The organism is Pseudonocardia hierapolitana (assembly GCF_007994075.1).
Classification (GTDB): domain Bacteria; phylum Actinomycetota; class Actinomycetes; order Mycobacteriales; family Pseudonocardiaceae; genus Pseudonocardia; species Pseudonocardia hierapolitana.
Map to the genome: position 1 here is coordinate 6,452,048 of NZ_VIWU01000001.1, position 24,039 is coordinate 6,476,086.

The window sequence follows — 24,039 nt, forward strand, 5'->3', positions numbered from 1 at the left end:
GCCCCGGGGCCCCGCCGGCCCTGGGCCCGGTCCACCTCTGGGGTATCTCGGCCGCCGACGTGGTGTCGCTGGTCGAGCGCATGGCCGGCGAGCAGGCGGTCGACGGTGCGCCCGCCTGGTTCGTCCCGCTGGTCGAGCGCTTGGCGGCGCGCGGCGTGGGCCAACCTGCCGCGGTGGGGGAGGTCGCGGCGTGGCTGGCGCAGCTCGCCGATCACGGCCTGCTGGTCGCGGAGACCACCCGGTCACGTGTGGAGCGGTACCGGCCGGGTGGTGAGCTGGGTCGGTTGCTGGCGCGGGCGCCTCCCGAGGCGGTGGCGGCGCTGTTGCGCGACCCGCTCGGGGTCGCCGGGGTCGGACTCGACGGACTTCCGATCGAGCTGCAGGCCGGAGCCATCCTCACGTGGCTGCGCGGCGTGGTGGCGTCCCGGGTCGTGCGCGGTCTGTGGGGGATGCGAGTCAAGATCGCGTGGGAGCACCGCGCGTATCCCACGGGCCTGCAATCCGTGCTGGCGAGCATCCCGGTGATCGGCCCGTGGCTGACGGGCACGCTCGACGTGGTCCAGTTGCTCCACCTGAAGTTCAAGGTCTTCGTCAAGGGCGCGAACGTGTGGCGGAGGGGGGCCCGGGGACGCGCGACGTGTGCGACCTGCGGTGCCGAGATCGGCCCGCGGGGTCTGCAAGTGGTGACCGACTGGTTCGGCCGGGTCCGGGCGTTCCTCGCCAAGCTGCGCTTCAACCGTGCGTTCACCTCGGGGTTGCCCTGGATGCACCCCCCGGTCGGACCGGAGTTCGTGTGGAACGGCCTCGAGGTCGGATTCAAGATCAGTTTCGGCAATCTCGGGTCGTTCACCGTCCTGGACGTCGCCGAGCTGGGTGGCGCGACCATCAACCGCAACCGCGTTGTCGGCGGCTTCCTGGTGGTGCGGGTTTCTTTCCAGGCCTACCTCGGGCCTCACAGGGTGGATGTCTCCTTCATCGTTTTCATCGTCCCGGGGTGGAAGCCGGAGCAGATGTTCGCGACCCCGCGGGTGACCGGCTTGCAGCGGTTCAACGTGCCGTTGCGGTTCCTGCGCTGGCTGCGGGTCCACACCCTGGGCCCGTCGATGTGGAAGTTCCGGGAGGCGGTGTCCCAGGTCCAGCTGAGTGCGGGTGTCGGGCCGCGGGACTCGCTGCTGCCCAACTACTACGAGCACCGCCTCTCGGGGCAGACGCTGGAGGTCCGGCGGCACGGGAAGCCGATCTGGAAGATCGACTTGGTGAAGGGCCTGGTCCCGTTGGCGGTCAAGGGTGTGGGCTGGGTCGTCCGGTTCCTCGGAGAGCGCATCGGTCGCCGGGTACCGGCCGTCGTTCGTGCAGGTGCGCTGGCCGTGTGGCGGTACGTGTGGCGGCAGAGCCTCGCCGAGCGGCGCCGCGCCTACACCCAGCGGCTGCGGGGTCGGGGGCTGCGCCAGCTGGACAAGGTGATCGACGGCCAGCGCGCCGCGCTGGAGTCGCTGGTCGCCGCGCTGCGGGACGTCGACGCACGCATCGAGGTGATGCGCGATGCGAACGGTGACCCGGTTGCCGGGGCGGGGCCGGCCTTGGTGTCCGCGGAGGTCGAGCGGGCCCGGTTGGAGCGCTTGCGCGAACAGCTGGTGAAGACGATCGAAACCAACTACGCGCGGCACGAGGCCATCGAGGAGGGCCCCGGTTCGGATCGACAGCCGATGATTCCGCCGCCCCCGGTGAATCTGAAGCTGGCACAGTCCCGCGTCGGACGGCGCGAGGTGGAGTCGGGCACCCTCCCGGGGACCGACTCGGCTCCTGGATCGGGCCGTGTCGGGTTCGAGCTGGTTGACGGCCGGGTGGCGGGGCGCAGCGATCCCGGGCACCCGGACAGCCCGAACCTCGACGCGATGGCGGCGGCGGTGCGGTCCACCGACGGCAGGATCGTCGCCGCGATCGCCGACGAGCAGGGCGTGCACGGACTGTCCATCGCGCAGGTCGCGGCGGAGGCGGCGATGGCCGCGATGCGCGGGGTGCCCATGGGCACCCCCGCCGCGGAGGTCGCTCGGATCGGCTACGAGGCGGCGGTCGAGGCGACCGCCGGGGCGCACAGTTCGACGACGCTGCTGGTGGTGGTGATCGTCCCGGCCGGTCCGAACGCCGTGGAGGTGGTGTTCCTCTGGATCGGTGACAGCCGCGGCTACCTGGTGACGCGGCACGACGTCGAGCAGGTCACGACCGACCACACGTGGAGCGTCGCGGAGACCGTCGAGACGACCCCGTCGCCGGGCGCGGAGCAGTACCTCACCCGTTGGCTCGGTCGTGGTTCCCACCACGAGCCGGGTGTGGAGACCCGCACGCTGACCGGGCCGGCCACGATCGTGCTGGCCACCGACGAGCTGCACGACTTCTACCCCGACGCCGCAGACCTCGCCGCCGTCGTCCGCGGGGCGCAGGCGCCGGGCGTGGCCGCGGACGCTCTCATCGACGGGGTCGCCCACCTGGGCAGCGGCAACAAGACGACGATCGTGATCAACATCGGTGGTGCGGGCACCTCTTCCCCTGGTGCCGTCGGGAAGCGGAAGCCGGACAGCGGCAAGCGCGGTCACGGTGGACCGGTCGCGGACGGCGTGGGCAGCGCGACCGCGCGGGACGAGCTGTCGCCGCGGATGGCGCGCGTGCGAGACGGTGCGCGGCCGGTCGACGCCGAGGAGTTCCCGAACCTCGCGCGGGCACCGCCGGAGTTGGTCACCCTGGTGCGGATCACCGACGAGGAGTTGCTCGGTGGTCGGCTGATCGCGTTCGGCTGGCGGCCCGAGGGCGGCGCGCCGGAGGACGGTGTGATCGTGGTGCCGGTGCGGGTGGCCGCTCTGGCGGACCGGCTGATCGAGCTGGACCCGTCGTTCGCCGAGTGGTGGGTGCGGTTGCTGCGCCACGAGTGGGAGTTCCACCTCGCCGGCGACGAGCACACGGGGCACCGGCATGACGGCGATGCCGACCGGCTAGTGCGGGAGCTGCACGAGGCCGAGGAGGCGGTATGGGGGCGGACCAGGACCGAACACCTGCTGGCGCGGTTGCCGGTGGTCGAGCAGTTGGAGGCGGGCGACGCCGAGCTGTCGGCCCTCAGCGGGCACCCCGGGCACCCCTGGACGGCCAGCGGCGCCCGCGGGATGCGCGCGCTGGACGGGTTCATCTCAGGGGCTCGGGGAATCGGGGGTTCGGTCCGGGTCGTGTGGCCCTCGACGGACGGGTGGCTCTACACCGACGTCCGGGTGCTGGCCGCTCTTCGCGCCGGCGCGTTGGATGCGGCAGCCCGCCGGGAGCTGTTCGAGAACACGTTGCTCCAGATATCGGCGTTGAGCATCCCGGAAGCTGAGGTCGAGCAGGCCGCGCCGTTGCCGGACCTCAGCCCGCTGCGGCACCTGTTCGAGCCGGCCGTCGCCGCGGCGACCGCGCTGCAGCGCGTGCGTGACGGCTTCGGGCGGTCGGCGTGGCAGGCGCCGGAGCTGGGCAGCGTCGCGCCGCAGACCCTTTCTCGAGTGGTGCGGGTGATCGTGCACGGCGCGGATGGGTACGAGCATGTCGGGTCCGGTGTGCTGTGGTCGGCTGATGGTGGCTTCGGTTACGTGCTCACCAACCGGCACGTCGTCATGGACGCGACCGCATCGTGGGTGGAGGTGTCCACTGCCGCGGGAGTGCGGCGCGTGCGCGGAGTCGTGGCGCCCCGACCCTCGGCTGCGGCGATCGTGTCTTGGTTGATGGGTACTCGAACCGCGGCAGGTCTGACACGTGACGAGCTCATGCAGGCGGCCGCTGAGGTGGACCTCGCTGTGGTGCGAATCGTCGAGGACCGCGTGCTGCCGTCGTTGCGACTGGATCTGGATGGTGGCGAGCAGCGGGTCGTGCTGATGGGTTTCCCGTGGCGGCAACTGCCCGTGGAGACCGGCGACCGCGTCGTCCGCGATCTGCGCACCCGGGCCGAGCACCTGGTCGTCAGCGCAGGACTCGTCGTGGACGCCGACTGGGCTCGCCGGACTCCGGTGCGTCACCTGGACCTGTACTTCGGCGGGAACCAGTGGTTGGGCCACGGCAACTCGGGCGGGCCACTGATCACCAGGGGGGTGGACGATCGCGGCGTCCGCATCGAAAGGGTGGCGGGCCTATGGCAGGCCACCGTGCGCGAGACGGCCGGCGGCCGGCGGGCCGAGAGTGCAGTCGGCGCCGAGGCCATCGACGCCTTCCTGCGGGCGAGCGGGCTCGGCTCGGGTGCGGGGCCGCTCGGTCACCTCACCGACGAGGAGATCGCGTTCGCGACGCAGGCGTTCGCGGCGGTACGCGCTGCGGCGCGGTGGGGCAGCGGGATCGACGGGTACGGGCCGCGCAGCCGGGGCCCGCCCGGGTTCGGTCGTGACGAGGAGCTGCTCGTCGCCGATCCGGCGGCCGTGGCGGTTGCGCTGCACGAGCGTGGCGCGACCCCGGAGCAGGTCGGGCGGATCCTCGCGGTTCGGGCGTTCGGTTGGCGCGACGCCGACGGCGTGCTCGTGGTCGCGTTGTTCCCGGACAGCCTCGCGGAGCTGGAGGGGCTCGGGTTGCTGGAGCTCGTGCTCGAGCACGAGCGGCGGCACGGCGTCGGTGGGTTCGCCAGTGAGGTGGAGCACCTCGCCGACGTGCAGGCGATCCTGCAGAGGATCCGAGATGCACAGGCCGTCCCGAACACGTACGGAGCAGCCGGTCGTGGTCCCGGCGTGGTCCGCGGCACCGCGATGCCGTCGAAGCGTGCGGCGTTCAACGCTGCTGGTGCGCCATCACCGGATCGGCGTACCGCGTGGGTCGGTGCGGCCCGAGCGCTGCTGGCGGCCGGCGTCGTCGCTGCCGGGGCGGCGGGGGTTTCGAACGCTGCCGTGGCGCAGCCGGTCGTGGCGCAGCCGGTCGTGACGGTCGGGGGTGGCAGGCAGGCGACGTCGGTGCTACGGGAGCCGGTTGTCCCGGACCCGGTGCGTCGACGCGAGTTCGTCACGGCCCAGTTCGACGACGCGGGTGGAGTGGCGCGAGGGCTTGGTGTCGGCTTCGCGGAGTTCAACGCGGCCAACGGGCACCGGTTCACCGGGCCGCACCAGCGGATCGGTGGCAGGAAGGTGGTGGCCCCCGAGGACTGGGCGGGCGTCTGGAGCACCCGGCCGGGGGACTCGTACTGGCTCATCTACATCGTCCGGTTCCGCGACGCCGCCGGGTACGAGCGCGCGGTGAAACGCGACGCCACCCCGAACCTGATCCACCCGGGCGACGAGCACCGCGTGCGTAAGGCGCCGCCGCGCGAACGCGCGGTGGACGAGCCCCGGACGGACGAGGAGAAGCCGGCGGAGGAACAGCCCACCCCATCCCCGTCCCCGAGCCCCGCGCCCACCACGGACGAGCCGCCCGCCGTGCGCGGCGTGCCGTGGTTCGTGTTGTTCGGCATCGGGGGCATCTTGGGCGTGGTCGTGGCCTACCTCGCCGCGCGGTTGTTGCGTGCGCGCGGAGTCGGGGCGGCCGCGATTCGGGTCAGTGCCGGAATCGCATTCAGCGCCGCGGCCGGGCTGTTCGTGATCGGTGGGGGACCCGTGCAGCTGATCGGGCTGGCCGGGGGTCTGGGTGGGGTTCCGGGTTGGGTCGAGGGTGTCGTGCAGTTCGGTTACGCCGGGCTGGGTCTCGCGGTGGCCTGGTGGACCGGTCGCAAGGCGGTCCGAGCGGTCAGGGCCGGCGTGTCGCGGTGGCGGGCGCGGGTGCTGTCGGGGATGTGGCGGCGGGTGCCGGTGGCGGAGCTGCCTGCTGGTGGTTCGGCGGCCGAGCATGCGGGCCCGGTCCTGCTGCTGCGGTTGGTGCTGGGCGCCGACCGGCGGGATCTGAAGAGGTCGGGGGTGAACCTGTCGCTGCTGCGGCGGGGGAAGTGGGTGCACCGGCCGGGTGATCCGGAGTGGCTGGCGGAACTAGCGGTGTTCCTGGCCGGCGTGCCCGGCGAGTTGGCGCCGTGGGTGGCTGAGCTGGAAGCGGCCGGCCTGGTCGTGGTGGTGCGGACACGGCGAGGTCGGGTGGTGCAGGCGAGCGAGATGCTGCGGGACCTGGTGGCTCGTGCGCCGCCGGCCTACGCGGATGCGCTGCTGCGGAACCCGGCCGCCGTACTGGATGACGACGAGCTGGCCGGGCGATCAACCGAGGAGCTGGCCGGGACGTTGCGGGCCGGGCTGCGGCGGGCGGTCTCGGATGCGCCGGTCGCCGGTGCCGTGCAGCCGCGTGGTGGTCGGGCCGGTGTGGCGGGCCGGGTCGGTCGTGCGCTGTCGCGGTGGTGGGACGGGATGCCGATCGAGGTGCACCTGGGTGCTGCGTGGGCGCGCGTCCAGGCCGGTCGGCTGCTGGCGCCGCTGCGGCGGGTGGCGGAGTGGGCCGCCTCGCGGCCGCGCTGGACGTGGGGCACGGAGAACCGGATCTATCCCACCGGAGTGCAGGAGTGGTTGGGGCCCCTGGGTGACTACGTGTTGTCGCTGCTGCACCTGAAGCTGGTGCGCAAGGACAAGGAGGGTGCTCTTGCCGAGGGGCAGCGGTTGACGCTGCGGGAGCGGGTGGTCCGGTGGTGGCGGATCGTGCGGTCCTTGATCTTCAACCGGGCGGCCACGATCGGTCCGCGCCTGGAGTTCCTCTCCACGGTGACCGAGGTGTCACTGCCGCGGTGGTTGGCACATCTGGGGGTCGAGATGTTCGCCAAGGCCTCCGCGGAGATCGCCGGTGAACTGACGGTGCTGGACACGGCCGCGGTGGGCGATCCGTTGACCACGAAGAACGACAACCGGTCGCTGGGTGTGTTCACGCTGGGACGGTTCGAGGGCCGACTGGTGCTGTGGCGGCTCGTGGGTATGGGTTTCGGCGTGGTGGCGTTCACGACGCCCGGCAAGCAGTTCGTCCTGGTGTCGAAGATGCCCGCGGTGGTCGGGTTCCACCCGCTGCAGTGGCTGGGCGACTGGGTGTTGGTGCGGGACTGGTCGTCGTGGTCGTGGCGGGTGTTCGAGTTCATCTCGCAGTTCCACCTGTTCCTCGGGTTCGGACCCGGTGATCCGGAGCTGCCGAACTTCCTCGAGTTCCGGGTGTCGCTGCAGTCGGTGACGGTGGTCTGGCGGGGCAAGCAGGTCAAGCTCGACCTGGTCAAGGGCCTCGGGTACCTGCTGCGGTACCTGGGCGAGCGGCTCCTGGGCATCCACCCCCAGCACCCGCCGGGCCGGGTGCAGCGCGGGTTGCGCCGGTGGGTGCCGGTGGCGGTGCGGGCCTGGCTGCGGGGGCTGCCGGCGCGGAAGGCGGCGCGATCGGCGGCGTACGACCAGGAGAAGAAGACGAAGCTGCTGGAGCGGCTGGATCAGCTGCTCGCCGGGCAGCTGGATGAGCTGAACTCCGTCCGACAGCGGCTGGTGTTCCTGGAAGGGGTGTTGGCGGACCCGCACGGTGTGGTGGCGCCGCCGTGGTACGCGTCGCTGTACTCGGTGGCCGGTGTCGCGATGGACCCCCGTGAGCTGCTGGTGGCCGAGATCGGGCGGCTGGAGCGCCGCCGCGCCGCTCTCATCGAGGCGATCCAGCACAACAAGGAGGTGGCCAACGAGGCGATCGAGTCGTTGACCGCGCACGGCGTGGTCATCCCGGGCACCGTGGCCGAGCTGGGCCCGGCGACGACGGTGCGGGTCCCGGGTGCGGCCGGGGTGGTGGAATCGGGCCCGGTGGGCAACGGCGGGGACGCGATGCGGCTGCTGCGCTCGGGCCGCCGGACGGTGGTCATGGTGGCCGACCAGCAGGGTGTGAGCCCGCGTCCGCTGCCGGCCGCGCAGGTCGCGGTCCGGGCCGGGGCGGAGGCGGTGTCCGCGCAGCCCGGGGGTCTGAGCGGGGTGCGGGTCGGTCGGGCGGTCTACGACGCCGCGGTGGCCGCGACCACCCCGCAGGCGGACTCCACGGACTCGGATCTGACCGGGTTCCGGGTGGTGGTCGTCGACCGGTCGGCCGACCCGGTGGCGCGGCGCAGCGAGGTCGCGCTGGTCGGCGTCGGTGACAGCCGGGTCTACCTGATCGACGCGCAGGGCCGCGCGGTGCTGGTGACCGTCGACGACAACCTTGCCACCGCGCAGACGGTCGAGGGTGAGCCTTCATCGAGTCCGACGTCGGCGAGCACCCGGTCGTTGGGTGAGCGGCCGGCCCCGGAGGCGGAGACGCACACGATCACCGTGGACGGGCCCGCGCTGCTGGTGGTCGTGACCGACGGGGTCTCGGACAACTTCCCGGCGCCGTCCGACCTCGCCGCTGCGGTCGAGTTCGGCACCGCTGTGCGCGACCCGCAGCGGGCGGCGCAGCAGCTGGTCGACGCCGCGAACGCCGAGGGCGGACGAGACGACAAGACCGCGGTCGTCGTCGCGGTCAACACCGACCCGGCCGGCCCGGCCCGGCCCAGCGCGAAGGCCGATCCCGGCCCGGCCTCCCCGCAACACGGCCCCCGCGCTGGTGGCGCGGCTGCGGTCGTCGGGATCGCGGGGGCGCTGGTCGCGCTGCCGGCCTTGTTGCCGGGTGGCGGCGCCCCCGCCCACGCCGCCACGCCGGCCGATCCCACGACCGGGGCCGTCGACGGTGCGACGCAGGCGTCCGGCTCGCTGTTGGGTGACTTGGCCGACCTGCTGGGAAACGCGCCGACGCTGACCGCAGCCGCAGTGGCCGTGCTGGTCGCCGTGGCCGTCGCGGTCCTCCTGCACCTGCACCGGCAACGCGGCCCACCCGTCCCGGTCGTCGTGGCGGGTGAGCTCTCCTGGCGGGACCGCCGGGCACCGGGCCGGGTACTGCCGGTCGTGGCGACCGGTCGTCGGACCGCGGCGGAGGTCGACGGCGTCGTGAGCGGCCCCGCAAGTGGCGCCGGAGACCTGCGGGCACACCCACCCGACCGCCGCCCGCTGGCGGGCCGCCGCTATCACGACGGTCTGCAGGAGGCCATCGAGTACGCGGAGTCCCGGACCCATCCCGGCATTCACGTCGGCAGGCCCAGCAGGACGATCGACTCGATGACCGTCCGCGAGTTCCTCGGCGATCGCGATTTCGCCGGGATGACCGGTGTCATCGGCGAGACCGAGAGGGCGTTCGCCCGGCACTACCGCAAGGGCGTGGTGGCCATCGACCCGCACAACGGTGTGCGACGCACCGATGCAGCCACCGTCACGCACCCGACGCGGGTGGCGCAGCGTGAGGCCGTGGTGGCCGCCGCGAAGCGCGCACACCGTGGCGGGTACCCCGTGCTGATCGACGTCCCGGACGTGCTGGAGGCGAGAGCCGTCTCGGCGCGGCTGAGCGAGGAGGGCATCTCGCACCGGGTGCTCACGGCCGAGAACATCCGGTTCGAGGACCAGATCATCGCCGAGGCCGGTCGGGCCGGTGTGGTCACGGTCAGCACCGTGAGCGGCCGGGGCACCGACATCAAGCTCGGCGGCGACGTGGGCTTCCGCACCACCCACGCCATGAACCGCCGGTACCCGGGGGTGGCCGGCGACGACGCGGCCTACCGAGACCGGCGCGACGCGGTGCGGCGGCAGATCGAGGCCCAGCGCGACGCCGAGTTCCGCCGGCTCAACGTGCCGGGCGGCGGGCTGCACGTGATCGGCCTCGGTGACCCACCGTCGGCGCGGTTGGAGGGGCAGCTGCGCGGTCGCGCCGGCCGGGACGGCCAGTTCGGCCACAGTGAGATCCACCGCTCGCCCGAGGACAGGGTGCTTCAGTCCCGGGCCAGGGCCAGGTACCAGGTGGCCCGCGAGGTCGTCGAGCAGCCGACGTTGGCGCCTGATGCGCCCGGGTTGGCAACGATGTTCGGGTTGGCTCGGCAGCGTCTCCAGGCGCGCGTCCTGAGCGGGCTCGATGCCGTTCCGCTCCGCAGCCGGTCCGAGGTCCGCCGGGAAGCCAGGGCCGAGCGGAGGCTCGCCAGACCGAAGCTGTCCACCGGGTCGGGCGCCGAGATGGCCGTCCGGATCGACGAGGACAGCCCGATCGACCTGGCTCAGCTGGAAGCGGCGCGGCTCGGCCACACCATCGACGGCCTGTCCGAGCCGGCGAACGCCGAGGTCCAGCGGTTGACGCAGCTGGACCTGGCCGCGTACCCCGAGGCGGCCACGTGGCTGGCCGAACTGATCCCCCGGCGCAGCTGGGTGCCCCACCAGTACACCGAAGAAGACCTGGCGGACGTGGTTCGAGCGCAGCGGGCCCTCGCCGACCAGCTGCGCGCCTTCGAGCGGGACGTCGAGCTGCGCGCCCGGCTGGGGATGGACGCCCGGACGCTGGCCGACACGCTCGCCGTGGCCGGAAGGTTGCTCGACCAGATCCACGGACAGCCCGACGCGGTGCTGGCCGCGAAGGTTCGACCGGAGGAGCGGTTGCGGTTGACCACCCTGCGAGACCGGGAGCTGCGGGCGTTTCTCGACTACTCCCGGGGCCTGCCGGAGGCCGAGATCGCCGCCCGACTCGGGGTGACGCCACACGAGGTCCGCTGGTTCAACGGGACCGCGGTCGAGAAGCTGACCGGGCTCATGCGGAACAACGCGCGGCTGGGTGCGCGGGAGCTGGCCGGGCGCGGGGTGCGCACCGAGGCGGACGTGCGTGACCGGGCGATCGCAGACCTCGGCGGGCTGGACGTCGAGGGAGCGTGGCGGCGCGTCCGGGACGAGCTGCGGGACGTCGAGGTCACCGTTCTGCACCCGGCCGAGGCGGCCGCGCTGTGGCAACCGGCGGACCGGATCGAGGAGCTGATCGAGCGGCTGCCCGCCCGGCACCGAGACCGGGTGTATCGCGCGCTGGCGCGGGCCGGGATCGTCTCGGTGGCGCAGCTGGCCGCGCTGTCGGCGGACCACCTGGCCGAAATGGAACTGCCGGGCACCGCGATCCGGGCGGTACGCCGTGTGCTCGGCCGGTCCGGGGTACCCAGCCGTACCGGCACGGTGGACCAGCGCCTGGCCGCCGAGCTGGCCAAGAACGCCCCCTGGGGGCACGACCAGCTGCTCACTGCGCTGCGCATCGCGGTCGGCCTGCCTGGCCGCTCGGTCGGTCCGGCCACGGCCGGTTCGCTCGACTCGCTGGTGCGGCGAGCTCACGTCGACGAGCTCGCCGTGCTTGCGGAGGGGCTGCCCGCGGAGACTGCGGGTCTGCTGCGTCGTGCCGCCATCCCGACCGACGGCGAGCTCGCCCCGCTGACCGAGCATGAACTGGCCACGCTGGCGGCGGCCGGCTCGGGTTGGTTGCGCCCGGCTCAGCTGGATCGGACGGGTGCGAGGGGGGACAGCGCCCAGCGGGTGGCGTTGCTGGTCCTCAACGTGCGCACACAGGCCGAGCACGGCCCACCGCTCGCCGGGCCGCCGCCGCCCGCCGCACCGCGCCGGTTCCCGGTCCGGGCCACCGCCGGGGCCGCCCTGTTGGCCGGCGCCGGTGGCGGGGCGGCTGCCGCCTTGGCGGGCGGGCCGGCGATCTCGATCGCGCTGTTCTGGGTGACCGGTGCCGTGCTGGCCGGTGCGCTGGCGATGGCGGTGCATCTGGTGCGCATCCGCGGTCCACCCGGCCGGGTGGACGCGACCACACCCGCCAGCGGCGGCCTGGCCGCGTGGCGGTGGACGGACCGCGTGATCTCCCGCACCCCGCGGGTCGACGCGGGCCCCACCGGCCCGAAGGGTGGCGGCCCGTCACGGGTATCGGGTGGTGACTTCACCCCTGAGCAGCGCGGCGCTATCGCGCCGTTGCTGGATCCGGCCCTGGCCGACGAGGTGCTGCTGCCCAGTGAGCTGGCGGGCTGGGCCGGGCTGGGCCTGGCCGAGGTCAGCATCTGCAAGGGCCTCTGCGCGATCGGGGGGCTCAACGAGCGCACCGAACAGGCCACCGGGGTCGACGACCTGGTGATCTACGCCCACGGCCGCTGGCTGTTCACCGACACCCGAACGCTGGCTGCTCTGCGCGGGGGCGCCCTGGATGAGCAAGCACTCGCCGCGCTGCTGCGCCACGAGCTGGCGCACGTGCTCCATGGGAACGAGACCGAAACGCAGATCGCGACTCGCTTCCCGTTGCCGGTGCTGACCTCGTTGTCGGGAGTGGCCGCGTCCTCGGTGGCGGGGGACGAGCACGGCCGGGCAGGCCGATCGTTCTCGGTGGCTGCGGACGGGCACGGCCGGGAGGTCTGGCTGGCTCCGGATCTCAGACGGGAGGCGCCGGGCACCGCGAACCGGGTCGTGCAAGTTGTCGGTCAGGTGCAGGCAGGGGCGGTCGATGGTTCGGGGACCATCCTGTGGACTGAGGGTTCGGTCGGCTATGTGCTGACCAACCAGCACGTCGTCGAGCAGGTGCGTGACCTGCGGGTAAGCGTCTCCACCCCGGACGGGGAACTGACGATCCCGGGCACGGTCCTGCCTCGGCCGTCCGCCGGGGTCATCGCCGACCGGTTGGCGGCGCAGGGGGCTGCTCGCGGTCTGTCGGGTGCGGATCTGCTCGAGGCGGTGCGCCAGCTCGACCTGGCCATCATGCGCATCGAGCATCCTGCGATCGCCGAGCTCGGGATCGAGCCCATCGCACTGGATGAATCGCTCGATACCCCGAATACCCGCGTCATCGTGCTGGGCTTCCCCGACATCACGATTCCCGTCGGGCCTCAGGGCACTCCGCGGCCGACCAACGGGCGTGTTCTGGTGGTCGACGGCGGATTCGTGGTGATCGGGCCGGATCGGGGGCAACGGTTCGGGTACCGGCGGTTCGATCTGGTCGTCGGTGGGAACGGCACCGTCGATGTAGGGGCCTCTGGCGGCCCGGTCATCGTGGAAGTCCACCGCCCGGACGGACGCAGCGCGGAACGGCTGGCCGGGGTGGTTCGTGCGTACAACGACGGAATCGTGCCCGGGCGAGCTGTCGTCGCGGTCCGTGCCGATGTCGTCTCCGCGTTCCTGTATGCCAGTGGGCTGGACGAACCGACCGTCGACCGTGACGAGACAGCCCGCCGATCGTCGCCGCTCTCGCGCTGGTGGCGGCGCATTGCGGGTTGGGGCCCGCAGAGTGGCGGCCCGTCACGGGTATCGGGTGGTGACTTCACCCCTGAGCAGCGCGGCGCTATCGCGCCGTTGCTGGATCCGGCCCTGGCCGACGAGGTGCTGCTGCCCAGTGAGCTGGCGGGCTGGGCCGGGCTGGGCCTGGCCGAGGTCAGCATCTGCAAGGGCCTCTGCGCGATCGGGGGGCTCAACGAGCGCACCGAACAGGCCACCGGGGTCGACGACCTGGTGATCTACGCCCACGGCCGCTGGCTGTTCACCGACACCCGAACGCTGGCTGCTCTGCGCGGGGGCGCCCTGGATGAGCAAGCACTCGCCGCGCTGCTGCGCCACGAGCTGGCGCACGTGCTCCATGGGAACGAGACCGAAGCGCAGATCGCGGCCCGCTCCCCGCTGCCGGTGCTGACCTCGTTGTCGGATGTGCCCGCTGTGGCCGGAACAACGAGTGCACCGGGCGCGAACAGCCCTCGGCTGGTTGTCGGGGGTGGCAGATCGGCGGAAATGCCGGCCAACTCGTGGCGGGACAAGACGCTGAACATGGACCGCGCCGCCTGGCCGCATGAAATCGCCGATATCGCCGCCGTCACTCTGCCCGAGGATTGGTACCAGGAGGTGGTTTTCGAGGACCTCGACTACACCGCGTTCACCGGGCCGAGGATCGGGTCACTGGCCGAGGTCATGGCCTCGCTGCGGGTGGGCGGCGTGTTGTTCGTCAAGACCGGTGCGAAGGTCCACCCCTACCTGGAGGACGTCACCGACAGGCTGAGCCGGCTCGGCGCGGGTCGGATCGAGCCGCTCAGGGAGCCACAGCGGATCGTCGCGGTCAAAACCTCGCAGACCGACCCGGTCGCCTACCGTGCCGTGTACCACCGTGCCAGCGAGCGGGCCCGTGCAGTGCTGGCCGGCACCTACGGCGATCCGGAGTGGCTCGCGGTCGTGGCCGGTACTGGCTCACCGGGTCGCCTTCGGGTCGACTGGGCACTCGCCGTGTTGCGGCACGCCGAGTTCCGCCTGGCCGAATCGAACGGCCCCGAGGTGCCGTCGACCCAGACGTGCTCGAGCTGTGGCGCACCGCTCGATCCGGCCTGGCAGTTCTGCGAGGCGTGCGGCACGGAGCGCCCGGGTGGGTCGGCGCGCTTGACGGGCGCGGTCGCGCCGGTCGGGCTGGCCGCTGGTGGGCTGTCCGGGGGCGTCCAGCACGGTCTGGAGATTGCCGCCCAGCTCGGCATGGCCGCCGCGACGATCGCGGCCGCGGTGCTCGCGGTGCAGGCCTTGACCGGGGGCAAGACCGTCCGGGCGCCGCCGTTCGCGGCCGACGTCCTGCGGTGGCTCGGCGAGCGGCTCCGCGCTGCCGGCCGGGTCGGTCGCGTGATCACTGGTGCCGCCGTCGGTGTCGTTGCGCTCCTGGCGTCGGGCGCCGGGGCGACCCAGTCCGCAGACGTGCCCGCCGCCCCGGTGGCGGCGGGGCGGAACATCCGGGGTGGGGTGGACGACGCGCTCGCGGCCGGTAGCCCCGTGCGGCCGGTCTCCGGGAACGAGCCGGTGCTGGGCTCGAAGGTGAGGTTCACCGCGGGCCCCACGGACCGCGCCGGTGAGGTGGCCGCCGCGCTCATGGGGCCTGATGGGCGCCCGGTGGGCTTCGCGGCGTTCAACGCCGCGAACGGCAACCGGTTCACCGGGCCCGGCCAGCGGATCGGCGGACGCACTGTGTTCGCCCCGAAGAACTGGACGGGTGTGTGGATCAGCCAGCGGGGCGACTCGTACTGGCGGATCTACATCGAGCGGTTCCACGACCCGGCCGGGTACCGCCGCGCCGTGGCCCGCGACGCCACCCCCGACCGGATCCACCCGGGCAACGAGTACCGCGTACGCAAGGCCCCGCCGGTGGAGCCCAGGCCGGAACGGGAGCGGTCGGGCACGCCGGACGAGGAGCAACCGAAACAGCCCGTCCCGACCCGGACGCCGACACCGACACCGTCGGCCTCGTCACCGGCCCCGACCCGCCCGCCGTCGGTTCGGGGGACGCCGTGGCCGGTGCTGTTGGGTGTCGCCGGCGCGGTTCTCGTAGTCGTCGCCGCGTTCTTCGGGCTGCGGGCGCTGTGGCGGCACGTTCCGGTCATCCGCGCTGCGTTCGGTGGCTTGATGGGCGGGATTCGACGCGGGCTGGGCAGCGCCTTCGGGGGTGTTCGGGACGCGGCCGGCGCGGTGTTCACGGGTTGGGGCGCGCCGATGGTGCCGGGTCCGGCCCGTGCCGGGCTGCGGGCCGGCTCGGTTGCCGGTGCCGCCGTGGGCCTCGGGATGGCTCTGTCCGGGGCGGGCACACCGGTGACCCTGACCGGGCTGCTGCTCACGGCTGCGGCGGTCGCGGCCGCGATTCGCGCCTGGTGGGCGCCACGGCAGTCGCGGGCACCGCCGCGTGAGGTGGTTGCGGCGGCCGGCCGGGCGGTGCGGGCCTGGTTCGAGCAGACGCGCATCGCGCTGGAGGACACCTACGGGTTCCGGTTCCCCGATGCGTGGCCCTGGGTCGGCCCGGTTCGTGATCACGCCGGTTGGTGGATCACTGCGGCGCGGTTCCAGGTCGGCGCGGCGCGGGCGCGGGTTGCCGCGTGGGTCGATCTGGCGCGCGAGCTCGCCGGCCGGTGGGCCGCGGTCGCGCGGTTGCAGGTCGCGCTGGCGAGCGGCTGGCTGGGGCGGCTGCGAACCTCGCTGGAGATCCGGGTGGGCGAGTGGCGGTACACGCTCACTTGGGAGAACCGGATCTACCCGACCTGGATCCAGACCCTGATCGCCTCGATCCCGGTGGTCGGTCCGTGGCTCGCGGGTTCGTTCGAGCTATACCAGCTGCTGCACCTGAAGCTGAAGGCGTTCACCAAGACGGCGAAGCTGCGCTACAACCGCGCGTTCACGTCGGTTCTCCCCTGGATGACCCCGCCGGTCGGGCCCGAGGCCCACGTCGGCTGGTTCGGCGTCGGGCTCAAGGTCAGCGGTGGCAACCTGGGCACGTTCACGGTGCTGGACCTGGCCGAGCTGGGCGGTACGACCAACAACCGCAACCGGGTGTTCGGGATCTTCCCGATCGGGCGGATCTCGTTCCAGATCTACCTCGGGGACATCCGGCTGGACTTCTTCCTGGTGCACTTCGACGTACCCGGAAAGAAGCTCGAGCGCAAACACGCCCCGGCAGAGCTGGTCGGCCGGCAGCGGTTCGACCTGCCGCGCCGGTTCTGGCGCTGGATCCGGGCGCACGACCTGAGCCCATGGACGTGGAAGCCGTGGGAGTTCCTCTCGCAGACCCAGTTCGGGGTCGGGTTCGGGCCGCGCAACCCGCTGCTGCCGAACTTCGTCGAGTACCGAGCCTCCGCCCAGGAACTGGAGATCCACCACAAGGACAAGCCGATCTGGGAGGAGCCGTTCCATCTGGTCCAGCACACGGGCCCGGCGATCGCCGGCCTGCTGGCCCGAGGGATCCAGTTCGTCACCAGGCCCCTGGTTCGGTTGCTCCCCCAGCGATGGCGAACCGACGCGCGAATCAGGTGGCTCTTGTGGCTGGACATGGTGGCCCAGCGGCGCACGGCCCACGACGCGGTGCTGCGCGGGCGCGCGCTGCGCCAGCTGGACGCCACGATCAGCCGGCAGCTGTCCTGGCTGCGGCGGGTGCGGCTGTCCCTGATCGACGTGGCGGACCAGCTCGACGCGCTGCGCGCCGGGCGCACGGACCCGATCGCGGCCGGCGGCCTGGCCGAGCAGGCCATCCTCACGGCCGAGGCGCGCCGGCGGCGGCTGCGCCACCTCGAGACCCAGCTGACGACCGCGATCAACGCCAACAACGCGGCCCGCGGAGCGATCGAGGACGGTCCGGGCAGCAAGCACCGACCGCACGACCCGCCGCTGCCCACCCGGCCGGAGAGCGTCCCGCCCGGGCTGCTGGAGTCCGGCACGCTCCCGGGCCGTCCCCAGACCGTCCGGCCCGGGGCCGACCACCAGATCCGGTTCGGGTTCGACCTCGGCCGGGTGATGGCCGGGCGCACCGACCAGGGACACCCCGCCAACCGCAACTTCGACGCGATGGCCGGTGCGATCACCGCAGCGGGCGGCTCATCGCGGTCATCGCCGACCAGCAGGGCTACGCCGATGTCCCGGTCTCGGCGTCCGAGGCCGCGGTCACCGCCGCCATCGCGGCCGCCCGGGAAGCCGACCGGAACCTGCCCGTCGAGCAGGTCGCCCGGATCGCGTTCGACGCCGCCGAGGCCGCCACCGCCTCGGCGCACAGCTCCACCACGTTGCTGGTCGTGGTCGCCGCCCCCACCGGGCCCGGCGCCACCCGGGTGGCGTTCGTCTGGGTCGGTGACAGCCGCGGCTACCTGGTCAGCTCCGATCGCACCGAACGAGTGACCACCGACCACACCTGGAGCGCCGCCCACACCGTCGAGGCGCCGCCCGTCGAGAACCCGGTCCAGTACGTCACCCGCTGGATCGGCCGCGGCTCCGGCCACCGGCCCGCCGTGGAGACCCGCGAGCTGACCGGCGCGGCCACGATCGTGCTGACCACCGACGAGCTGCACGACTTCTACCCTGACGCCGCCGACCTCGGCGCCGTCGTCCGTGCCACCACCAGCCCCGGCCAGGCCGCCGACCACCTCATCGACCGCGTGCTGACCCAGGGCAGCGGCAACAAGACCGCCGTCGTCATCGAGCTCGGCTCCCGTCGGCTCACCAGGCCGGTGGACGACGCCGGTGGCCCAGTGGTCATCGGGGAGCCGCTCACCGACGACCAGCGCCGCGAGGTGGCCGCCGTCCTGCGGGCGCAGGCCAGCCGGCTGACCCCGCTGGACGAGCTGCCGCACCGGATGCCGCGCGGCCCACCGGGCGTGCGGGTTCTGGTGGCAGGCGACGACGTGGCGCTGCCGCACGCGGACCGGCTGGTCGGGTTCGGCTGGGCCGAGGCCGGGGCGGCGGTGATCACCCGGGTGATGCTGGACGAGATCGCCGGGCACATCGCCGCCGGCCGGCTGGACGAGGGCTTCTGGTCGCGGCTGCTGGGGCACGAGCAGGAGTTCCACCTCCACGGTGCCGAGCACACCGGACCGAGGCACGACGCGCACGCCGCCGAGTTGGCCGGCCTCGTCCTGCTGGCGAGGGTGCGGCGGGAGGCGGCGGACCCGGCAGGCTCCCGGACCACGGACCTGGGGCAGGACGCGCTGCGTCACCTGCGCGCCGTGGCGGCACTGCTGGCTGACCATCCCGTGCTTCACGTCCTGGGCACGAACCCGATCCCGGTCACTGGTGAGCATCCGACTGCCGCGTACGGGGAGTACTTCGGCAACCCCGACTTCCGTGCGTCGGAGGAGGATCGGCGCCGCTACCTGGCGAACCCGCCGATCACCGCCGGCCAGAACGCATCGGCGCACCGCACGGTCGACAAGCTGGGCACCCGCATTCCGCGCGCCGACCTGCACGCGGTGGTGGTGTACCTGTCCGCGCTGTACGCGGAACCGAACGCGGCGTTGAGGTCCGGCGATGCCGAGCAGATCGCTCGTTACGAGGACTTCATCCGGGTCGCGGCCTCCGGGTTCAACCAGCTCGACGCCGTCGACAACACCACGACCTACCGGGCGATCTGGCTGTCGCAATCCGACATCGTGCGGCTGCGCCACACCCACCCCGTCGGCGGGCTGGTGATCGACCCCGGCTTCGTCAGCACGGAGCTGCCGGACCCCGTCCCGGCCGGCGCCGACCCCGTCGCAGGCCTGCGCACCATCTACTACCTCGTGCACCCGGTCACCATCGAGGTCCGCTCGCGCACCGGCCGGAACTCCTGGCCGGTGATGCAGGCGATGGCCGGGGGGCGGTTCCACGAGCTGACCTTCATCCCGGGGTCCACCTTCGTGGTCCGTGACCTGCAGGTCACCCGGCATGCTTCAGGTGAGTACGGGGCGCACATGGTGTGGGAGGACGTCAGCCACCTGCGCCCCTCGGGTGGGCCACCGCTTCACCGGTTCCATGCCGAGTTGGTCGGTGACCTCGCCGTGCTGCGCGAACAGATCGCACGGGGAGAGCGAACCGCCGGCTTGCCGCCTGCCGAGGCACGCGACGCACTCGAACTCACCCAGCGGCTGCTGGCTGCTCACTTCACCGAGCAGTACGCACCCGCGCCCCCGCTGATCGAGAACTGCGCGAACTGCGGCTACCTGCTCGGGCCGGCCGATCGGTTCTGCGAGGCCTGTGGCACGGAGCGCACGAACGGCGCCGCCGGCTCGGCTGGTCAGGGCGGGGCGGTCGCGGACGGTGTGGATGGCGGCCGGGCCCGCGAGGTGTTGATGCCGTCGACGCCGGCCCTGGTGGCGGGTGCTCGGCCGTTGCGTGGTGAGGAGTTCCCGCATCTGGCGCGCGGGCCGCCGGAGCTGACCGGCCTGGTGCGGATCACCGATGAGCGTCCCCTCGGCGGGAAGCTGATCGGCTTCGGTTGGCGGCCCGAGGGTGCCGCACCCGGGGACGGGGTGATCGTGGTCCCGGCCGCGGTCGCGGCGCTGGTCGACCGGTTGGTCGGCCTCGACGCGGGGTTCGCTGCGTGGTGGGAGCGGTTGCTGCGGCACGAGTGGGAGTTCCACCTGGCCGGCGACGAGCACACCGGTGATCGGCACGACCAGCACGCCGCGGCGTTGGTGGACGAGTTGCGGGCCGCACCAGGTGAGATCGTCGGTAAGGGGGTGGCAGCCCGCGCCCTCGCTGCGACGGTCAAGGTGACTGCGGCGGCGGGTGCTCTCGCGCTGGGTGCGTTGCTGACCCCGGCGGCGGGGGCGGTGACGACGCCGAGCGTGCCCGTGGCCGGCTTCGCACCTGTGAGGCAGCTCGCCGTGCAGCTGTCGGGCGCGGGTGTGCCTCACCTGCGCCCGCGTGACCGGGTGGTGGGGGAGAAGGTCGGGCTGACCGGGGCTCCGCGCGACACGGTCTCCACCGCGATGGCCGCGCTGCGGGTCGTGGACCGCGACTCCGGTCGGGTGCGCCCGGTGTCGTTCGCGGAGCTGAACGCGGCCAACGGTGACAGGTTCGACAGCAGGCACGAATCGATCGCCGGGAAGAGGGTGTGGACGCCGGAGAACTGGACCGGCGTCTGGGTCGCGCAGAGGAACGACCACCTGTGGCGGATCTACGTCGAGCGGTTCGGGGACCGGCAGCGCTTTGTCCGCGCCTACCAGCGGGTCCCCACGCCGGATCGGATCTTCGCGGGCAGCAGGCACACGATCGAGAAGGCCACGGTTCTGCTCGAGCCGGAACGCCAGGAGCGGGACCTGCGCGACCCGACCCGAAACGATCCGGACCGGGTGGCGGTACCCGAGCCGGACCAAGAGCTGCCGGTCATGCCGGCCCACGAGCGGCCCTCGGTGCGCGGGTCCCCGTGGCCGGTTCTGCTGGGCATTGCCGGCGCGGTCCTCGGTGCGGCTGCGGTCTTCTTCGGCATCCGGGCGATGCGGCGGCACGGTCCGGTGATCCGCGCCGTGCTCGGTGGCTTGTTCGGCGGGGTTCGACGCGGGCTGGGCAGCGCCGTCGGGGGTGTTCGGGACGCGGTGGGCGCGGTGTTCCCAGGTTGGGGCGCGCCGATGGTGCCGGGGCCGGTCCGTGCCCGGCTGTGGGCGGGCGCGGTCGCGGGTGCCGCTGCGGGCCTCGGGTTGGTGTTGTCGGGTGCAGGACCGCCGGTGGTTCTGGCGGGGGTGCTGGTCGCGGTGGTGTCGGTGGTGGGTGCGGTCCGGGCCTGGTGGACACCGCGGCAGTCGCGGGCGCCGCCGCGTGCGGTTGCGGCGGCCGGTCGGGCGGTCCGAGCCTGGTTCGAGCAGACGCGCATCGCGCTGGAGGACACCTACGGGTTCCGGTTCCCCGATCCGCGGTCGTGGGCCGGGCCGGCGCGCGATCTGGCCGGTTGGTGGTTCGCCGCAGCGCGGGCGCAGGTTGCCGCGTTGGTCGGCGCGGCGCGCGAGCAGGCCGGCTGGTGGATCACAGCAGCGCGGTTCCAGGTCGCTGCCGGACGGGACCGCGTCCGGGCGGTCGTCGGGGCGCTGCGGGGTTGGAACGTCGAGCTCACCTGGGAACACCGGGCCTACCCGACCGCGGTGCAGTACGTCATCGCGTGGATCCCGGTGGTGGGTCCGTGGCTGGCGGGTTCGCTCGATCTCTTCCAGCTGCTGCACCTGAAGTTCAAGGTGTTCACCAGGACCGCCAAGGTGTGGCAAGGCAAGATCAAGGGCCCTGCTACTTGCCCCACCTGTGGAGCCGAGACCGGGCCGAGTGGGTGGCAGACGGTCGTGGAGTGGTTCGGGCGCGCCCGGGCCTTCGTGGCGAAGCTGCGCTACAACCGGGCGTTCACCTCGGTGTTCCCCTGGATGACCCCGGCCGCCGGGCCGGAGTTCCACTGGGGCTGGTTCGGCGTCGGGCTCAAGGTCAGCTACGGCAACCTGGGCAGCTTCACAGTGCTGGATCTGGCCGAGCTGGGCGGCACGACCAACAACCGCAACCGGGTGCTCGGCTTGTTCCCGGTCGTGCGGGTCTCGCTGCAGATCTACCTCGCGGACTCCGTCCGGCTGGACTTCTTCCTGCTGCACTTCGACGTCCCGGGCAAGAAGCTGGAGCAGAAGTTCGCCACCCCCCAGCTGACAGGTTGGAACCGGCTCAACGTGCCGTTGCGATTCTGGCGCTGGATCCGGACGCACGACCTCAGCCCGTGGACGTGGAAGCCGTGGCAGTTCATCTCGCAGTCGCAATGGGGGATCGGGATCGGTCCGCGCGACCCGCTGCTGCCGAACTTCTACGAACACCGCGGTTCAGCACAGACATTGGAGATCCGCCGGCACGGGAAGCCGGTACGCAAGATCCACATGGTGCAGGACCCGGGTCCGGTGCTGGGCCGGGCGTTGGGCCGACTGGCCCACCGGCTTGGTGATCGACTCGGTCGGCGGGTCCCCGCCAGGGTGCGCACCGACGCGCGGATCCTGTGGGCGCTGGTGTGGCGGCGCGATCTGGCCGAGCGCCGCCGCGCCCACGAGCAGCGGTTGCGGGGGCGTGGCCTGCGGCAGCTGGATGCCGTGATCGCCGCCCAGCTGACCCAGCTGGCCGGGGTGCTTCGCGACCTGCGCGATGTCGAAGACGTGATCAGGACGTTGAGCGACCGCGCAGGCGACCCGATCCCCGGGGCCGGGCTTGCGCTGACCTCGGCCGATGCCCGGCGGGCTCTGCTGGAGCGGCTCCGCGACCGCCTGATCGAGACGATCGCCGTCAACCAGGCCCGGCGCGCGGCGATCGAGGAAGGCCCCGGCTCGACCCGGGAACCGATCACCCCGCCGCCCCCGGTGACGCTGACGCTGCTCCCCGCGCGCACCGAGCGGGCCGGGGTGGTGGAGTCCGGCACGCTGCCGGGCGCATCGGCGGCTCCTGGCGCGGGGCGGGTCGGGTTCGACCTCGGTGACGTGATGGCCGGGCGCAGCGACCCCGGGCACCCGGACAACCCCAACCTCGACGCGATGGCCGGGGCCGTCCGCTCCGCCGACGGCCGGATCTTCGCCGCGGTCGCCGACCAGCAGGGCACGCACGGGCCGCACAACGCCCAGATCGCGGTGACCGCCGCAATCACCGCCGCGCTGGCCGAGGCCCCGGCCACGCCCGCCGAGCAGGTCGTCCGGATGGCGTTCGCGGCCGCCGCCGAGGCCGGCGCCGCAGGGGACAGCACAACGACACTCCTGTTGGTGGTCGTCACCCCGACCGGCCCGAACACCGCGTCGGCGGCGTTCGGATGGGTCGGCGACAGCCGCGGCTACCTCATCCGTTCCGACGTCACCGAGCAGGCCACGAGCGACCACACCTGGAGCGTTGCCGAAGCCGTCGAGATGAACCCGGCGCCGGACCCGGTCCAGTACGTCACCCGCTGGCTCGGTCGTGGCCGCGGCCACCCGGCTGACGTGGAGACGCGCGAGCTGACCGAGCCGAGCACCATCGTGCTGACCACCGACGAACTGCACGACTTCTACCCCGACGCCGCCGACCTGGGCGCCGTCATACGCGCCGCGACCAGCCCGGGCCAGGCCGCGGACGACCTCATCGAGCAGGTCGCCCACCTGGGCAGCGGCAACAAGAGCACCATCGTCATCCGACTCGACCAGCCGATGCCCGGCACGGGCACCGGAACCGGCGGCGCCACCGGCTCGGCGGCCGATCGCGGGGGCGCGTACCACGCAGACGGTGGGCCGGTCGCGGATGGTGTGGACAGCGCCGCCGCGCGCGACGAGCTGCTCCCGCTGATGCCGGCCGTCGTGGCGGACGCGCCGCCGATCCGTGCCGAGGAGTTCCCGCACCTGGCCCGAGGGCCGCCGGGGCTGGTGAACATGGTGCGGATCACCGACGAGGACCTCCTCGACGGCCGGTTGATCGGTTTCGGCTGGCGGCCCGAGGGTGCCGTCCCCGAGGAGGGGGTGATCCTGGTTCCGGCTCGGGTCGCGTCGCTGGTCGACCGGTTGATCGGGCAGGAGCCGGCATTCGCCGTGTGGTGGGAGCGGTTCCTGCGCCACGAGTGGGACTTCCACCTTGCCGGCGCCGAACACACCGGGCACCGCCACGACCGCAACGCCGCCGCGCTCGCCGAACAGCTGCGGGCCCGCTACGAGCAGCTGCGCGACGCGGACCCGGCCCGGACCGCGCTGCGGAGGGATCTGGAGGAGGCGGACCGCGAGCTCACCGAGCAGGCGAGAACCGCCCCGCACCAGTTGTTGCGGTGGTCCTCGATGCGACGGCGGTCCCGATGTCGATCATCCTCACGCCGAACGCGCTCCATGCGCCTCGGAGAGCTGGACTTGGCGATCGGTCAAGTTCCGCCCTGATGGGTACGTGCCCCAAGTCGCGCGTCAGAACCGGGACGCTGCTGTCGGCGTGGATGATCAAGCTGTCGATCGGCGCATTCACCGAGTGCCGACCTGCAGCTCGCCGCCGACGGCGTGGCCGTCCGGCCGTCGTCCGTTTC

General features: G+C 72.9%; 2 protein-coding genes (1 of these 2 running past the window's edge). Both read left to right on the forward strand.

The window, feature by feature from the left end; translation table 11 throughout:
- Positions 1–17,432, forward strand: partial view of a preprotein translocase subunit SecA gene (locus FHX44_RS30740; protein WP_147258977.1) — the final stretch only. 18,214 nt of this gene lie to the left of the window's left edge; only the last 17,432 of its 35,646 coding nucleotides appear in the window; the start codon falls outside the window, past its left edge; its stop codon occupies positions 17,430–17,432.
- Positions 17,330–23,899, forward strand: coding sequence for a hypothetical protein (locus FHX44_RS30745; RefSeq protein ID WP_147258978.1), 6,570 nt, complete (start codon positions 17,330–17,332; stop codon positions 23,897–23,899). Before FHX44_RS30740 ends, FHX44_RS30745 begins: the two co-directional genes overlap by 103 nt.
- The last annotated feature ends 140 nt before the right edge of the window (positions 23,900–24,039 follow it).